This is a genomic window from Heminiphilus faecis (genome assembly GCF_008728965.1).
In the GTDB taxonomy this organism is placed as follows: domain Bacteria; phylum Bacteroidota; class Bacteroidia; order Bacteroidales; family Muribaculaceae; genus Muribaculum; species Muribaculum faecis.
In genome coordinates, this window is record NZ_VSMC01000016.1 from 1 (window position 1) to 14,546 (window position 14,546).

Below are 14,546 nucleotides of genomic sequence, written 5' to 3' on the forward strand. Positions count from 1 at the left end.
GGCAGAACTTGACAGAATACAAGCAAAAATCAACAGAAGACCGCGAGAAAAATTAGGTTTCTCAGCGCCTCGTATTGAGTTCTTCAAACTATTGACTTAATTTTGCACTTGCTTGTTGACTCTACATGCTGAAAATGTGGAAGGATACGCTTTGTTGTTATCTTCTGATTATCTTGACGAATTACAGATAGAATTAAAACTCAGGGCAGATACGTATATGAATGTCAGGCATAATGCTGTAATACATTTGCCATATGAGGAAATAATCGAGTTAAAGCCATATTTTACATTATTACAGAAGTATCTTCGGAAAAATAATCTGTATGTAGTAAAAGGGCTTGTACTTGCGGTCTCATATACAATAATATCCTTACATCAGGAGTATTGTGCGGAAGATAGAGCTGAAAATTCGATTAATGAGCCTCGCGCGCAAAATATATTCGACCGGTTCATATATCTGCTTGATATATACCATACAAAAGAACGTTGTTTGAAATTTTATGCGGATAAAATGGCGATCACACCCAAATATATGTCGCATATGGTTAAAATTTTCAGTGGAAGAAATGCTTTGGAATGGCTTAACGAGTATGTGGTTTTGGAAGCCAAATTGATGCTTAACTATACTAATCTAACGATTCAGGAGATTTCTTATAGATTGAATTTCCCTACACAATCATCTTTTGGAAAATATTTCAGAAAACAAGTAGGCAACAGCCCCAAACAGTATAGGATGGCTATAAATAAGGAGTAGAAGCCGCTTTATAATAGAGAAGTTTAAACCCATTGAGAGGCAGGAGTGTTTTAATCGAAAAAGGTGGAATATGGATAATCATCATATAGAAAAACAACCGCAGCAACCGGAAACTTCTCAATCGTCACAGCAGGAACCTCCATTGCGACCGGCACAGACCGATAAAAAGTATTATTGTTTTTTGGTACTGTATCTGGTACTTCTCAGTGCCTTGGGGTCGTTTGTCAACGACATGTACACACCTTCACTTCCTGAGATGGCACGATATTTCCATTGTTCGGCATCGCAGGCGCAGCTTAGTCTTACATTCGGTATGATAGGCCTCGGTATAGGCCAGTTGTTGATGGGGCCGATTTCTGATCATTACGGGCGCAAGATTGTATTGGCGGTTTCGCTTATAGTCTTTATTGTGGGGGCGGTGGTTTCGATTTTCTCGCCCAACATGACTGTATTTCTGTTATGTAGGTTTGTTCAGGGTGCGGGAGCGGCGGGAGGTTATTTTCTGGCTCGTACTATTCCCGCCGACATATATCAAGGACGGGAGTTGGCCAAATTGATGGCCCTTATCGGAGCGGTCAACGGTCTGGCACCGGCTTCGTCGCCTGTACTCGGCGGTGTTATAGCGGATTATGGCGGATGGAAGGCTGTATTCATCGTTCTCGCCGCTTTTGCTTTTTTGGTGCTTTGCATCTCTCCTAAACTCAAGGAGTCTCTTTATAGGCAGGACCGAACCTCATTGCCGTGGTACAGGACCTTGCCCGGTTATATAAAGTTGATGAAGAATACTCAATTTATGGTACACATAAGCCTGAAGGGTTGTGCATTGGGTTTGCTTTTCAGCTATATATCGGCTGCGCCGTTCATCTTGGAGGTTCATTACGGATTCTCACAAACCATGTATGGTGTCATAATCGGATTGAACTCTTTGGCTTTGGCGGCGGGGTCAATGCTGTCGTTACGGTTTAATCCGTTTAAAAATGCGGTCGTTATGGCTTCTGCCATACTATTGCCGTCAATTGGGGTAGGGGCCTATGCGCTATGGCACATACACAGTTTTCTACTGTTTGAGATTTGTTCGGTTACGATGCTGTTTGCCGGAGGCATGATTTTCAGTGTCACAAATGCTCTTGCCATGAATGAAGGACGTACTCAGGCAGGAGAAGCCTCGGCTTTACTTGGTGTCGCCGGTTATCTTGTCGGTGCTATTGTAGCTCCGCTCGTGGGAATCGGAAATATCCTCCACAGTACTGCAATTGTTTTTCTTGTGCTGCTTCTGTTTGTCATCGTATTTTCTGTGTGGACGTACTGTCTAAAATCAGACCTTAACCAATAAGTTCTGTCTAAATAAGCTTTTTCAGCAGGCTATTAAACAGACAAGGGCAAGTATTCCTGCCTTTGTCTGTTTATATATGAATACATCCGCTATTTTAGGTTGTTGTATTCGTTGTCAGTTACCGGTTCAAGCCATTCAGTTGAGTTGTTCTCGCCCGGCAACTCAAATGCAAGATGTGAAAACCAACTGTCAGTTGCGGCTCCGTGCCAGTGTTTTACGTTTGCAGGAATGTGAATGACGGTGCCCGGCAGTATCTCCTGTGCCGGTTTTCCTTCTTCCTGATACCAGCCTCGTCCGCCAACTCCGACAAGCATCTGGCCTCCGCCGGTTGTGGCGTGATGTATATGCCAGTTGTTGCGGCAGCCCGGCTCGAAGGTGACATTAAAGAAGGGTATATGCTGTGTGGATATCGGGGCAATATAACTGTTGCCTGTGAAATACTTTGCATAAGCAGTATTGGGCTCACCTATAGGAAAAATCATAGTACGAGCAAAGGCAGATTTGGCGTCATCGCCATTCTTGTCATCGTTCCACACTTCCTTGGCAAGATTAAAGGCGGCCCATGCTTTCGGCCATCCTGCATAAAAGGCTATATGGGTGATAATCTCGGCTATCTCTGTGCGGCTGATCCCGTTTTGCTTCGCTGTCGCAAGATGGTATTTCAACGAGTTGTCGGTTATGCCCATGGATATGAGCGATGTTATTGTCACAAGGCTGCGGTCGCGCAGCGAAAGGAGGTCGTTGCGGCTCCATACTTCGCCGAAAAGGATGTCATCGTTAAGGTGAGCGAACTCCGGGGCAAAATCGCCGAGCTGCTGATGTCCGGCGGTCTGTACGATTTTTTGCTGAGCCATAATGTTAGTCATTAAAAAACTGAATAATATTATTGAGATTATCCTATTGGTCATCATTTCATATTTTTATTGAAGAATGCCGCTATTTTATCAAACGGTATTTTGTCAAGATTGTCGTATAGGTCACAATGATTGGCGTCTGCAACGATAAGAAGCTCTTTGTTGTCGCCATGCAGCTTTTTGAAAGCATCTTCGCCAAAATAGCGTGAATGGGCCTTCTCGCCATGTACGACCATCACTGCGTTGCGTATCTCTGATGCGCGGCTCAGAAGCGGGAAATTGATGAAAGGCAGGTTGGATGTGAAGTTCCAGCCGTCGGTAGAGTTGCCCGACCGGGAGTGGAATCCGCGTGGCGTCTTATAGTAGGCATAATAGTCTTTTACAAACTGCGGGGCATCTGCGGGAAGCGGATCGACCACTCCGCCGGCTCGTTTATAAGAACCGTTACGATAATCCTCGGTGCGCTGTGAGGTCATAGCTTCAAGCATCTTATAGCGGGCGTCCGGATTGTCGTTGGCATCGAAATAACCATTGGATGTGCAACGGCTGATGTCGTACATAGTAGAGGCGACGGTAGCTTTGATGCGTGGGTCGTTGGCGACAGCATTTATGGCTAAACCGCCGAAACCGCAAATACCGAGTATGCCGATGCGGTCGGCATCCACGTCGGACTGAACCGACAGAAAATCAACGGCAGCTGAGAAATCCTCGGTATTGATGTCGGGCGAGGCCACGCGACGGGGCATACCTCCGCTCTCACCGGTGAACGAGGGGTCGAAGGCGATGGTAAGGAATCCTCGCTCGGCAAGTTGCTGTGCATACAGCCCGCTCGATTGTTCTTTCACTGCTCCGAAAGGCCCGCTGATGGCTATTGCCGGCAGTTTGCCCTCGGCATCTTTGGGTTTATACATGTCGGCTGCAAGCGTGACGCCATAACGGTTGACGAACGTCACCTTGTAATGCTCCACCTTGTCGCTCTTGGGGAATGTCTTGTCCCATTCCTGAGTCAACTCCTGATGTTCCAAAGTAGCCTTGGAAGTGTTTGTATTGGCATTGTTCATATTTTGAGAATTTAGAGTCATGAGCGATGTCACAAGCATGGCTGTTGTTATAACTGTTTTATTCATGTACTTAAAAGCAATTCTTTATTTGTCAGTGCAAAATTAGGTAGTACCCGTTAATTGGGCTTACCACAATTATGGTAGAACTTACCATATTTGAAGAAGATGATAAAAACCTGAAATATAATGACTAATTTTGCGGCATGCAAACAGACACAACAATAAAACTCGATTCAATCGACGCATATAATAAACTGTATGGGCTGACGACGCTTCATCCGCTTGTCACGGTCATAGATCTTAAAAAAGCCACTAAAAAGATCGACCGCATGAGGATAAATTATGGCGTGTATGCTCTGTTTCTTAAAAACGGGGTGAATTGCACTCTGAAATATGGCCGCGAGTACTATGATTATCAGGAGGGCACTATTGTAAGTTTTTATCCGGGGCAGGTAATTGATGTTGACAGCACGGGAGAACCGACGGCTCTTGATGTTGTGGGACTGATGTTTCACCCTGATTTGATATGCGGAACACCTCTTGCATCAAAAATCGGCAGTTTCGGTTTCTTCAGTTATTCTCAAAGGGAGGCTCTCCATCTGTCGGAAGCTGAACGGAAGTTGTTTTTGGACTGTCTTGCAAAAATAAGTCTGGAATTGGAACATCCTGTTGACAACCATTCCGCTGATCTGATTTCAGCCAACATTCAGCTTCTTCTTGAGTATATGAGCCGGTTTTATGATCGTCAGTTTATAACGCGCCATAAAGTGAACTCATCTGTCGTTGCAGCTTTTGAGAAAGAGTTGTCAAGGATTTATTCCGCCGGTGCAACCTTGAATGAAGTACCTAAAGTTTCATACTTTGCAGATAAAGCAAACCTTACACCGGGATATTTCGGTGACCTTATAAAACGGGAAACAGGAAGCTCCCCGCAAGACATCATAAAACTTTATATCATCAATGAAGCCAAGCGGCGTCTGGCTTCTACCGATGCCGACATCAGCGTTATAGCATATGACCTCGGATTTCAGTATCCCCAACATTTCACACGGCTATTCAAGCGAGTCACAGGTAAAAGCCCGATTGTATTCAGAAATGAATTTTATACCAATAACTAAACGTATGAGACATTTAGGGGATATGACGACTTATATCGCCATTAATTGAGAGGTTGTAACATTACTTACATTGTATGCCTGTGGAATAGGCAATATACTCAAAAAAAGATCTGACATCAGGTATATTAAATTGTGCTTTATCCGAAAAACAAATCTGAAACTGAACAGAAACTTTTGTGAAAACTGGGGAGCCGACTCTATACATTGATTTTTCTGTAGTATTTTCGCTAATGTTTCACTCGCTGGCGAAATCTGCTAATCCGCACTTAATTAATTAGTTGTGACCTTTGGGAGTTATCTGCGCTGAAATTCGTCTCAAAAAATTTGCAATATTCAAAAAAACTCCTTAACTTTGCATCGCTTTTAACAAATAACGATTCGCTAGCTCAGTTGGTAGAGCACAACACTTTTAATGTTGGGGTCCTGGGTTCGAGCCCCAGGCGGATCACGAAAGGGTTCGGAAGAACACCGCAAAGCACTGAAATCAGTTGATTTTCAGTGCTTTTCTTTTTGGTGAAATTGCAGGATAACGCAGAATATTACCTACAGGCGTGTACAAAACGTGTACATCGTGTTTCGTGTACAAAAATGTACACGGTTACACGGAAAGGCCCGCAACAGGTTGAGGACTGCACATTTGCAGAAATTCAACTTTGAAAAAGTGGGGTTCTGCGGGCGGGAACGCGACCCTCGACCCACAATTCGGGTGTGACATGGCGAATTTTAACTTTATTTAAGATTTAGTCTTGTCCGATGATTTTGTCTGTCGTCCCTGCTGTGGTCTTCCCCATTCTGCCGTGTGAAATTCGTGTACAATGTTAAATCTCGCTGAAAAATCGGCCGGATGTACACGGTTACGCCATCTCCGGAGTATCATGTTCCGAAGCGCATTTGGAATCCGGGTTAAAAATGAGTATCTTTAAGTAACCATTAAACCCGTAAGTAACATGACAAACAACCCTTATTTCACCCTGACCTTCTTCACAAGGAAGCCAAGGTCGGAAGGCTACACCGACCACAAGGTGTATGTCAGAATTTCAGTGGCAGGTCAGCAGACTGACCTCGCCATAGGCCGCTCGGTCAATCCTGAGAACTGGGACCAGAAACGCAAGCTCTCGAAAGGTCGCTCCCGGCGCGATCTGGAGCTGAACAAGTACCTCGATGAGATACGGGCCAGATTTTGTGAGATACATACCAATCTCGTCCGTGAGAAGAAACTCGTCAACCCTATTGTTATGCGCGACCTGTTTCTCGGCAAAGTTGAGAAGCCTAAGATGCTATGTGAGATTTTCACTGAATCCAACGTAAAGAGAAAAGAGGAAATGGAACGTGGCGATATGGTCAATGCAACCTATCTGCGCTGGGAACGTTGCGTAACATACCTCGGTGAGTTCCTGCGTCTGACTATGAATGTCGATGATATTCCGGTAAGGGATGTCACGGCAGGAATGATAGATGATTTCGAGCATTTTCTGCGTGTCAGCAAGAACTGCGCCAACAACACGGCTGTGAAGTACCTCCGCTATCTCAAGAACACTATCCAGTATGCCATCGCGCATAAGTGGATAACAGAAGACCCGTTCATCGGCAGGAAGTTCCACCGCACTCAGGCGAAACGCCAATTTCTGACTGAGGCTGAGATTATGGAGATTCTCAAACTCGACTTCTCCATGATGCCGCGTCTGGAACTTGTCAGGGACACATTCGTGTTCTGCTGCTTCACCGGCCTTGCATTCTGCGATATAAAATCGCTTCAATGGAGCGACATAGAGAAAGACCGCGACGGCAATATGTGGATACGCAAGTCCCGCGAGAAAACCGGCGAGTTGAGTATCATACCGATGTTGGAGGTACCGCGTCAGATAACCGACAAATATGTCAACCATCCCGTTGCAGTATCTACAGGAGTAGTACTTCCCGTATGTTCCAATCAGAAAATGAACGCTTATCTCAAAGAGATTGCGGATCTCGCAAAGATAACCAAGCCTCTGACCACCCATATCGCGCGACACACTTTCGCGTCTCTGTCGCTCAACAACCATGTCCCTCTCGAATCAATCCAGAAGATGCTCGGACACAGCGACATCAAGACAACGCAAATCTACGCAAAGATTCAAGACCAGACCGTCTATGAGGATATGCAGACCATGCGCAACCGATTTGACAGACTGAGCATTAACAGATGACATCAATATCAGATAACTGAAAAGGGAGAGCTACCGGTCGATTCGGTAACTCTCCCTTTTAATATTTGGGTATGTAGATTGAGGACAAGTATTCCGCTATATCCTTTTCTTCATAAAGTATCTTTCCGTCAAGACGATAGAACGGAATAATGCCTCTGTCGCGGAAGTCCTGCAATGTTCGGCGCGAAATGCCAAGTCTTTCCGATAATTGGGCATCGGTCATAAAGCGTTTGCCCATCAGGAATGGTTTATATTCCAATGCTATTTCCTCCAGCATCTCAATATTTCGCCTTCCCATCGAGAGGAATTTTCTTATAACGTCATGTTCTTTGTCATATATTTCTTTCACTCTTGCCTTTGTTTATTTTTGAATATACGTCCTCTGACTTGTAAAAACATTTCCGTCCATGTTTGACGTAGCCGAGTTGTCCGAGCGTTTTCATAGTTCTCACTTTCCGGGTTGAAACACATAGCAGTTCCGCGACGGTCTCAGTTGGAATCCATTTGCCGGATTGGATTGAGCGGCACTTCTCATACATCGCCGCAATCAAAAGGGACTGATACTCCATTATCTCGAACATTGCATCAAGTGCCTCTTTGTCGATTCTTACGTATTCCAATGTTTAGCGGTTTCAATTGTGACCGAGTGAAAAAAGAAGGCGGAGTCCCCTCCGCCTTCAACCACTAAATCCGCAAGTCGTATGTTACATAGACTGCGATTCGATTGCGAATTTAGTGAATTATTTTCAAACGGCGGTTATTTTCAGTATAATTTGGCTTCAATCGGGGCGAATGACAGCCCTTTGCCCTTGCCGCGCACAACGATGTCGTAGAACTCATGGCCGTGACGGTTGGTGAACATTATCTGCGATGTGTAGCCGTGGGTCAGAAGGCTGGCGACCTCCTTGTCGGTGAACTTGTGGCCCATGAACTGCAAAGGCATGGTGAATCCGCAGACATGGCATTTCGCAACGCGGGGATAGCGGATGACCGAGTGTCGGCCGCATATCGGGCAGACATGGATATCTACCTTAGCCGGGAACAGACGGTGGTCGGTGATGAGCTGTTCGGTCTTGTTATAGATCCATTTGCCATACTCATTCATGAGCTGCGCTCCGCCGACACTGTTCTTGCGGTCGCCGTAGAGCCGTTCAACCTCTACCTGATATGCCATAAGGTGACCGAGGGCATAAGTTGCGTTGAAGGTTTCAAGCAGGAGATTTCCCTCGCCGGTGATTGCCGGTTCACCGCATACGTCCAGAAGAAGGCGGTTGTCGCGGAGACGGTCGAATGCGTCCGCCACATCATGGTGTGCCAATGTGAAAGGCATACCGGGATTGTATTTGTCCGACAGTGAACGGAGCAACATTGAGATGGCGCAGAGAAGGTCGTTCATCTTGGGCGCGGTGGGAGCCACTGAGGTGTGGGAGAACTGGGATTTACCGGTGAGTTTCACTTCCACGACTTTCGGCACCTTGATGTCGGGAGTGTAAGGGATAGTTCCATAGAACGGTTCGCCGTTGATTTCCACCTCGATAACCAGCTCGTTCACTGCGGTAGGGCCGGCAAGGTTGGCATAGAAGCGAGAACGGATAAGGTCATATACACGCAGTTCATCACTGTCGAGGAACAGAGGCTTGTTGCCAGAGATGATGATGCCATGATTGCCGGAGATTGTACCGTCAGCGGCAAAGGGATACTTCCTGCACCATTTGTAGCGGCGGAGTTCATCGCGCAACGATTCGGGCAGTTTTGCGCATGATGTCAGGGGCGACGAGATAAAACCACGCTCATAGAGGCTGACGGCGATGTCGCGGGTGGTTGAGAAATTGAGGTTAAGTTTTTCCCATGCCTCGCTCTGGAGCGTGGCGAGAGTGAAGAGTGCCGGAGCCGGACTCATCTCGGTGTCGAGCATAACATCGGAAGCCTCGACTGTCGCCGGAACAGAAAGAGTCTTGTATGCTTCCGCTGCCTCATCTTTGGTGGAGAATGTCGAGCAGGGATAGAATTTGACATCCTTGCCGAGAACCACGCCGCTCACCATAACGGAATGGGTGGTGACGGAAACGTGTTGGCCACGGGCTTCTGCGTCAGATTCAAGATAGTTCTTGACGGCGGCAAGTACAAGCACATCCTGACGGCAGATAGGCGACTTCATTTCCTTGAACAGAGTGCGATAGGCTTCTGAAACATTGTACTCGAAAGCCTCGTCCATCGCCATGCCCACCAGTCCCGTCTGGGAGAGATTATGGAATTTCCGTCCCCACTGGCGGGTCTTGAAAGCCGACTTGATTGCCTTGCGCTCCAGACGGGTCAGGAACATACGGCTTGTGGGTGCGCCGACCTTGAAGAAACGGCAGATGTTGGCGAAACGTCCCTGAGCATCGGCTCCGCCGTCGGAAGCGAAAATTACCTCATCGCCGCCACGGATAAGTTTGCCGATATAGTCGGCGTAGGTCTTGTCCTCGGTCGAGATTCCGTAACGTCCGTTCTCATTGGGAGTATGGCGGATACCGTAGGTGTAGCGTTCCGGCACGATGGGGAGGGCGTCCTTGCCGGGAAGCACTCCGAGTCCGAAGGGACGGATGAAGTCAGGAGTGACGGTGATGACAGCGATGTCATTGTTGTAGATTACGCCGGGGACGGCTACATTGGTGGTTACGTTAAGGGCGCGGGCGATGGCTGAAGCCACGGGAGCGGCCTCGGTAATTATGACTTTCATGTCTGAAAATTTTTTAGAGTTTGTAAATTGGGTTTGTTGAAGGCTGACACTCTCAGCCGGGAGGTTTGGAGAGAATGACACGGGGAGTTCGCGACCTCCCCATGTCGGCGGAAGGATTGCCATATCATCGCTTGCGCACGCGAGGGAATGGCGGTCTGCTCAATCCAGAGCTTGCGGATAAAGTGGTTGAAGGTCAGAGTTTGGGGCCTTTTGGCTTTTGCTGTTTCTTCTGCTCTTCGTTTTTGGGTTCGGTCTGCCCCCTCTGGAGCGGTTCCTTAACCCCTTTTGTGGGTTCGTTGGTCTTACCCTCATTGTTGACAGCATATTGCGTCTTGCTCTCGCTGGCTATGCCGACAACCTTCTCTTTGTCGGGATAGACATAGGTCTGCTTCGGACGCTGCTTTTCAGGGTCAAACTGGAGATAGACCGTGCAGGGATTCCCGTTTCGGTCAGGGATTTCTCCTACCATAATCTGTTTGCCGGCACGATAGTCAGCTTGGGCGGTTTCGGAGAGCGGCACACCTTTCCATTTGGTGAGGTTCTTGATGTTGCCCTCCTTGTCGAGCCATGAGTTGTACTGCTGTCCACCCTGTTCCTGAGATTGCTCCCGCTTCTGGCGGTATTGTTCCGAGTTGACGAAAACCACATCGCGCTTGTCGGCATTGTACTGAAGGTCGGCGGTAAACTTCCGTCCGTTGGGCAGTTCGATATGCTGCTCTCTGATTATGCCTCCGTCTTTGAGGATGCCGATCTGCTTCATGTCAAGTTCGATGTTGGCGACCTTGTTCTTGATGTAGATTTTATCCATGGGGATACTTTCAATCTCATTGGTGAGACGGTCGATGCTGACGAGCGACTTCTTGACCTCCCCGGTTTTCGGGTCGGTGAGGTCAACAGGTCTGCCCAGATTTCCTGTCTTGCGGAGCTGAGCCTTGTCCTCGTCCGTGAAGGTATAGCCTTTATAGGCTTTGTCGAGCTGAGGCTCGTGCTTCACGAAATGAGGCGTGAGGGTAAAACTGCCGTCAGGATTGGACTTGAACGAGAGCCGGGCCTGTGCCTCGAATTTCTCGCCGCCGATTTCCGGTCTCACGGTAAAAAGCTGCGGAGACTTGTGGTTATATACCATCTGCTGCATTGCTCCGGATTTTTCGAGGTCATCTCTCTTGATGCCCCATTGTTTTTCGATGGTGTCCCAGTCAACTTTGTTGGGGTCAACCGGTGCCATCTTGATTGCGGTCGAAGTCTCCTTTGCCGGAGTCTGGTCATGCTGTTCAGTAACCGTCTGTTCCTTTGCCATTGATTTGGTGTCAACCTCAAATGGTTTAAGGAGGTCGGCGTTAGCCACAGGGTCTTGGAGCATATCGGACATTGCCGGGCCGATTTTGTCGAATTCAGTTTCAGGAATCTTGAAGAAACCGAATAGCGAAGGGTTCTTTGCCTGTCGGATGAAGTTCGACATGAAGGCTTCGAGGGGATTCTGACCTTTGGAAAATTTCACAAGGTCACTGAGCTTCGCGGATTTTACATCCGCCATTTTCGGGGTGCCGTCGGGATTCTGTCCCACGACTGCGCCGACCTGCCCTGTTTCGTTGTTGCGGGCAATCAGCACTTCAGATTGTTGCTGTTCTTTGTTTTGTTCCATTAAAATTATTTGGTTAAACATTACGCCGGACTTGCGGCGCGATAATTATCTCTGGGGTGCGGTTGATTCATCTTCAATTTCGTTGGGAACAAAATTGTTGGTGATGTAATCATCGAACTGGTCTTGTGTTACAAAGACAGTGTGTCCGTCTTTGCTTGACCAATAACTGATTTTCTTCTCAGCACGAAGTCGCCGGAATGTCCTCGGACTTTTGTTGAGACCTATGGCGAGGTCTTCAAGCATTATTATCTCTTTGCCTTTGTATTTCAGCTTGGCTTTACCGGACTTTTCGGCTATTTCTTTCAAAGACTCTGTCATTGAGCCGAGAAGAAATACCATTGTTCCTACTGCGTCCATGATCCATTTCTTGAATGGTTCGGACTCCGGATATTGAGGAGGTGGTGAAGTATTCATATCGGGTGTTGTTTAAGTTTTACGATGCAAAGTTACTGCGGCTTTTCTCGGGCATTGTAAGCATCGGATAAGTGCTGATGTTTTATTGTTTCAAATGTCTTATCTTTACTGAAATTCAGATATATATTTCTCTCATTACACTCAAAACCATAAGCAAGTATCAGCGTCTAAGCATACTATCATGCTGCAAGCTCGGCATTTACTACATCCACCATGCTGTCGAGGAAGTAAGTAACGCGGCTACCTTTGGCCGGACAACGGCGTTTTATTCCGTCTCTTGCATTTTGGTATTTCTTCGGGTCGAATTCCAGACCAAAAAGGGAATGGAGACCTTTTTTAATATGCTGCTGTGTCGCTTTACTTCCGCCGTTGATGAGTTTGCAAGCAATTATAAGGTGTATGAGTTCACAGAAGTCTGCATAATTGCCTGTAAAAGTAACTTCTGCCGTAGTTTCCTGCACTTCTTTATTTTCAGTGACAGGGTCTAATGCTATTTTCGCTGATACAGCCATCTCAATCTGATTGAGCAGACATTTGGCTATTTCAAGGATACGCTTTGCATAACGGCTCAACAAGCCCTTAGCATAGCCAAGTATTTCAGCCACTTCGGAAATGAATATTGACAACCCCGTGTGTATTACTCGCCAATGGGTGTTGCTGTGAGCATATTCCACAAGTTCGGCTCTCATATCTGAATAGTGTGCCTTGATGTTGTCTTCATCGCCATCTTCCAACTGGAGAAAGAACTTGGCGTTCAGGAGGGTAAATATTTCCATATCATTTGTCGTTTTGTGTTACGCCAATCCTTAATTCGTTTTATTGAAAATGGTTCGCCGTGAAATTGAATTTATTTTTAGTTGCTTATTATCCAATATATTAACTGCGTAAATATGAGTCTATATGTCTTTTATTAAATTGTTAAAAGTGTTGTTTTTGTTATACACTGTGTTGTATATTCAACATTTTATGACTGCGATTAAGTATGTATTTATCTAAGCAACATGACTTAAAATTGGATGAAATTTAGTAACTTTGCAATGATTATTTGCGAACAAATACCCTATATACATTTGTTATTATGGATGAATTTCTAATCACAACCCAAAATAGTCTTATGAATATAGACAATGATCCACCGAGTAGTCGGCGCCTTCTCATCTATAGTTCCCGGATAGAGGATGGCAAGAAGCTGGAAGAGGTATTTTCCAAAACGGGGACAAAAGTACAGACTACCAATAGTGTCAGCGATGCAAAAAGGATACTCGAAAGAAATGATTTCAGTATGCTTGTTGTGGCAGTCGCAGACAAAGATTGCGATGGAATGAAACTATTGGAATGGACAAATGATACTATTTTAGGTATCAAGAAAGTTGGAATCGCAAAAAATCAATGTGTCGAGCTATATAATAAGGTGTATAAGCTCGGTGCAGACCATCTTTTCTATTTCGACTCGCTTGTAATAGACAAGCTCACACTTGCTATCGAAGAGTTGCATAAGAACGGGAAAAGATGGTTTGAGCGTAAAAGCGGAGGATTTCAGGGATGCTCCAAGAGAATCATTGCTGAATGTAGTTCAGATGCCACATTACTGCTTGCCGGGCCTCATGGCGTAGGCAAAAGTGCCATAGCAAGACTCATACACGATAACAGCCCTCGTCGTTCTGAACCATTCATCGTTGCGGAATGTGCCCATTACATGAGCGCAGCGGAAACAATGGATATATTCCGTGGAAAAGAATTAGGTATCAAGCATCCTCTCTACCGCAACCAACAAGGGTTATTGGCTCAGGCCAACAGAGGAACGCTGTTTATCCATGAGGTATGCCACCTTCCTATCCATGTTCAGGAAGTTCTTGCAACTGTTATCCAACGAGGCGTTTTCACACCGCAGAACCTCACGAAAGAGGTAAAATTCTCAGGTCGTATAATATTCTCGACAAATGTTGATCTCGCTGAAAAAGTAAGAGCCGGTGAATTTTCGGAAGCATTATATCATTGCATACATAGTAATGTATTGCGAGTTCCACCCCTATCAGATTGTCTTGATGATGTGATTCCACTTGCAGAATGCTTCATAAAACAGTATTGCGCCGAAAATGGATTAAGTGTCCCCCGTTTGACAAAAGGGGCTATCAACAAATTGAATAATCACATCTGGGTCAGCAATGTCCGCGAATTATACAGCACTATTGTCCGTGCATGTTCTGAATACAGAGGCGACACCATTGGCAAGGATGATATTACATTGTATGAGACAGAAAAAGAAGTCAGCCATCACTCCCGAAGGTATCGTGTCACCAAAGCCTTACAGCACACGAAGGGAAATAAAGCACAGGCGGCTAAACTGCTCGAAATCAATCGTACAACTCTATATGCGTGGATGAAGGCAGAAGGTATTTCAAAGGATTATAGATAAGGAATTGAATGGCGACGCTCTATTTTTCAAGAGTGTCGCCATTCAA

12 protein-coding genes and 1 tRNA gene are annotated in these 14,546 nt (G+C 46.1%); 6 read left to right on the forward strand and 7 right to left on the reverse strand.

Annotation, left to right across the window (positions count from 1 at the left end; translation table 11 throughout):
* Window positions 1-136 precede the first annotated feature (136 nt).
* Entirely contained in the window at window positions 137-754 is a 618-nt protein-coding gene (locus FW767_RS08010) for a helix-turn-helix domain-containing protein (RefSeq protein WP_147438778.1), read from the forward strand.
* Window positions 755-824: 70 nt separating this feature from the next.
* Window positions 825-2,087 (forward strand): multidrug effflux MFS transporter, encoded by a 1,263-nt coding sequence (locus tag FW767_RS08015; protein WP_121699531.1) that lies wholly within the window; start codon window positions 825-827, stop codon window positions 2,085-2,087.
* 89 nt (window positions 2,088-2,176) lie between these two features.
* Here the strand turns inward: FW767_RS08015 and FW767_RS08020 are convergent, their stop codons facing one another.
* Entirely contained in the window at window positions 2,177-2,941 is a 765-nt protein-coding gene (locus FW767_RS08020) for a carboxymuconolactone decarboxylase family protein (RefSeq protein ID WP_369864030.1), read from the reverse strand.
* A gap of 53 nt (window positions 2,942-2,994) precedes the next feature.
* Complete coding sequence (locus FW767_RS08025) at window positions 2,995-4,002, reverse strand: alpha/beta hydrolase (protein WP_235898089.1); 1,008 nt, start codon at window positions 4,000-4,002, stop codon at window positions 2,995-2,997.
* Between the two features lie 203 nt (window positions 4,003-4,205).
* Here FW767_RS08025 and FW767_RS08030 point away from each other — a divergent pair, with 203 nt between their 5' ends.
* The 3 genes from FW767_RS08030 (at window position 4,206) to FW767_RS08040 (ending at window position 7,306) form a co-directional block, all read left to right on the forward strand.
* A complete protein-coding gene (locus FW767_RS08030) occupies window positions 4,206-5,120 on the forward strand; it encodes a helix-turn-helix domain-containing protein (RefSeq protein WP_121699528.1) in 915 nt (304 codons plus the stop codon).
* A 375-nt stretch (window positions 5,121-5,495) separates the two neighbouring features.
* Window positions 5,496-5,568: transfer RNA gene (locus FW767_RS08035), tRNA-Lys, on the forward strand.
* Window positions 5,569-6,067: 499 nt separating this feature from the next.
* Complete coding sequence (locus tag FW767_RS08040) at window positions 6,068-7,306, forward strand: site-specific integrase (RefSeq protein WP_068960670.1); 1,239 nt, start codon at window positions 6,068-6,070, stop codon at window positions 7,304-7,306.
* Window positions 7,307-7,364: 58 nt separating this feature from the next.
* Here FW767_RS08040 and FW767_RS08045 read toward each other — a convergent pair whose 3' ends face one another.
* From FW767_RS08045 to FW767_RS08065, 5 genes are all read right to left on the reverse strand, one after another.
* Window positions 7,365-7,655 (reverse strand): helix-turn-helix domain-containing protein, encoded by a 291-nt coding sequence (locus tag FW767_RS08045; RefSeq protein WP_068960671.1) that lies wholly within the window; start codon window positions 7,653-7,655, stop codon window positions 7,365-7,367.
* Window positions 7,656-8,069: 414 nt separating this feature from the next.
* On the reverse strand, window positions 8,070-10,028 hold the full coding sequence (locus FW767_RS08050; protein WP_205523867.1) for a DNA topoisomerase: 1,959 nt from the start codon (window positions 10,026-10,028) through the stop codon (window positions 8,070-8,072).
* 193 nt (window positions 10,029-10,221) lie between these two features.
* Entirely contained in the window at window positions 10,222-11,670 is a 1,449-nt protein-coding gene (locus tag FW767_RS08055; RefSeq protein WP_205523868.1) for a DUF4099 domain-containing protein, read from the reverse strand.
* Between the two features lie 45 nt (window positions 11,671-11,715).
* Complete coding sequence (locus FW767_RS08060) at window positions 11,716-12,084, reverse strand: hypothetical protein (RefSeq protein WP_016411857.1); 369 nt, start codon at window positions 12,082-12,084, stop codon at window positions 11,716-11,718.
* Window positions 12,085-12,263: 179 nt separating this feature from the next.
* A complete protein-coding gene (locus tag FW767_RS08065) occupies window positions 12,264-12,860 on the reverse strand; it encodes a hypothetical protein (protein WP_068960675.1) in 597 nt (198 codons plus the stop codon).
* A 302-nt stretch (window positions 12,861-13,162) separates the two neighbouring features.
* Between FW767_RS08065 and FW767_RS08070 the strand changes: the two genes are divergently transcribed.
* Entirely contained in the window at window positions 13,163-14,500 is a 1,338-nt protein-coding gene (locus FW767_RS08070) for a sigma-54-dependent transcriptional regulator (protein ID WP_068960676.1), read from the forward strand.
* The last annotated feature ends 46 nt before the right edge of the window (window positions 14,501-14,546 follow it).

What these genes read in the sequence shown, in the direction of transcription:
- FW767_RS08015 (WP_121699531.1), top strand. Translation starts at nt 825, where the DNA reads ATGGATAATCATCATATAGAAAAACAACCGCAGCAACCGGAAACTTCT.
- FW767_RS08020 (WP_369864030.1), bottom strand. Translation starts at nt 2,941, where the DNA reads ATGGCTCAGCAAAAAATCGTACAGACCGCCGGACATCAGCAGCTCGGC.
- FW767_RS08025 (WP_235898089.1), bottom strand. Translation starts at nt 4,002, where the DNA reads ATGAACAATGCCAATACAAACACTTCCAAGGCTACTTTGGAACATCAG.
- FW767_RS08030 (WP_121699528.1), top strand. Translation starts at nt 4,206, where the DNA reads ATGCAAACAGACACAACAATAAAACTCGATTCAATCGACGCATATAAT.
- FW767_RS08040 (WP_068960670.1), top strand. Translation starts at nt 6,068, where the DNA reads ATGACAAACAACCCTTATTTCACCCTGACCTTCTTCACAAGGAAGCCA.
- FW767_RS08050 (WP_205523867.1), bottom strand. Translation starts at nt 10,028, where the DNA reads ATGAAAGTCATAATTACCGAGGCCGCTCCCGTGGCTTCAGCCATCGCC.
- FW767_RS08055 (WP_205523868.1), bottom strand. Translation starts at nt 11,670, where the DNA reads ATGGAACAAAACAAAGAACAGCAACAATCTGAAGTGCTGATTGCCCGC.
- FW767_RS08060 (WP_016411857.1), bottom strand. Translation starts at nt 12,084, where the DNA reads ATGAATACTTCACCACCTCCTCAATATCCGGAGTCCGAACCATTCAAG.
- FW767_RS08065 (WP_068960675.1), bottom strand. Translation starts at nt 12,860, where the DNA reads ATGGAAATATTTACCCTCCTGAACGCCAAGTTCTTTCTCCAGTTGGAA.
- FW767_RS08070 (WP_068960676.1), top strand. Translation starts at nt 13,163, where the DNA reads ATGGATGAATTTCTAATCACAACCCAAAATAGTCTTATGAATATAGAC.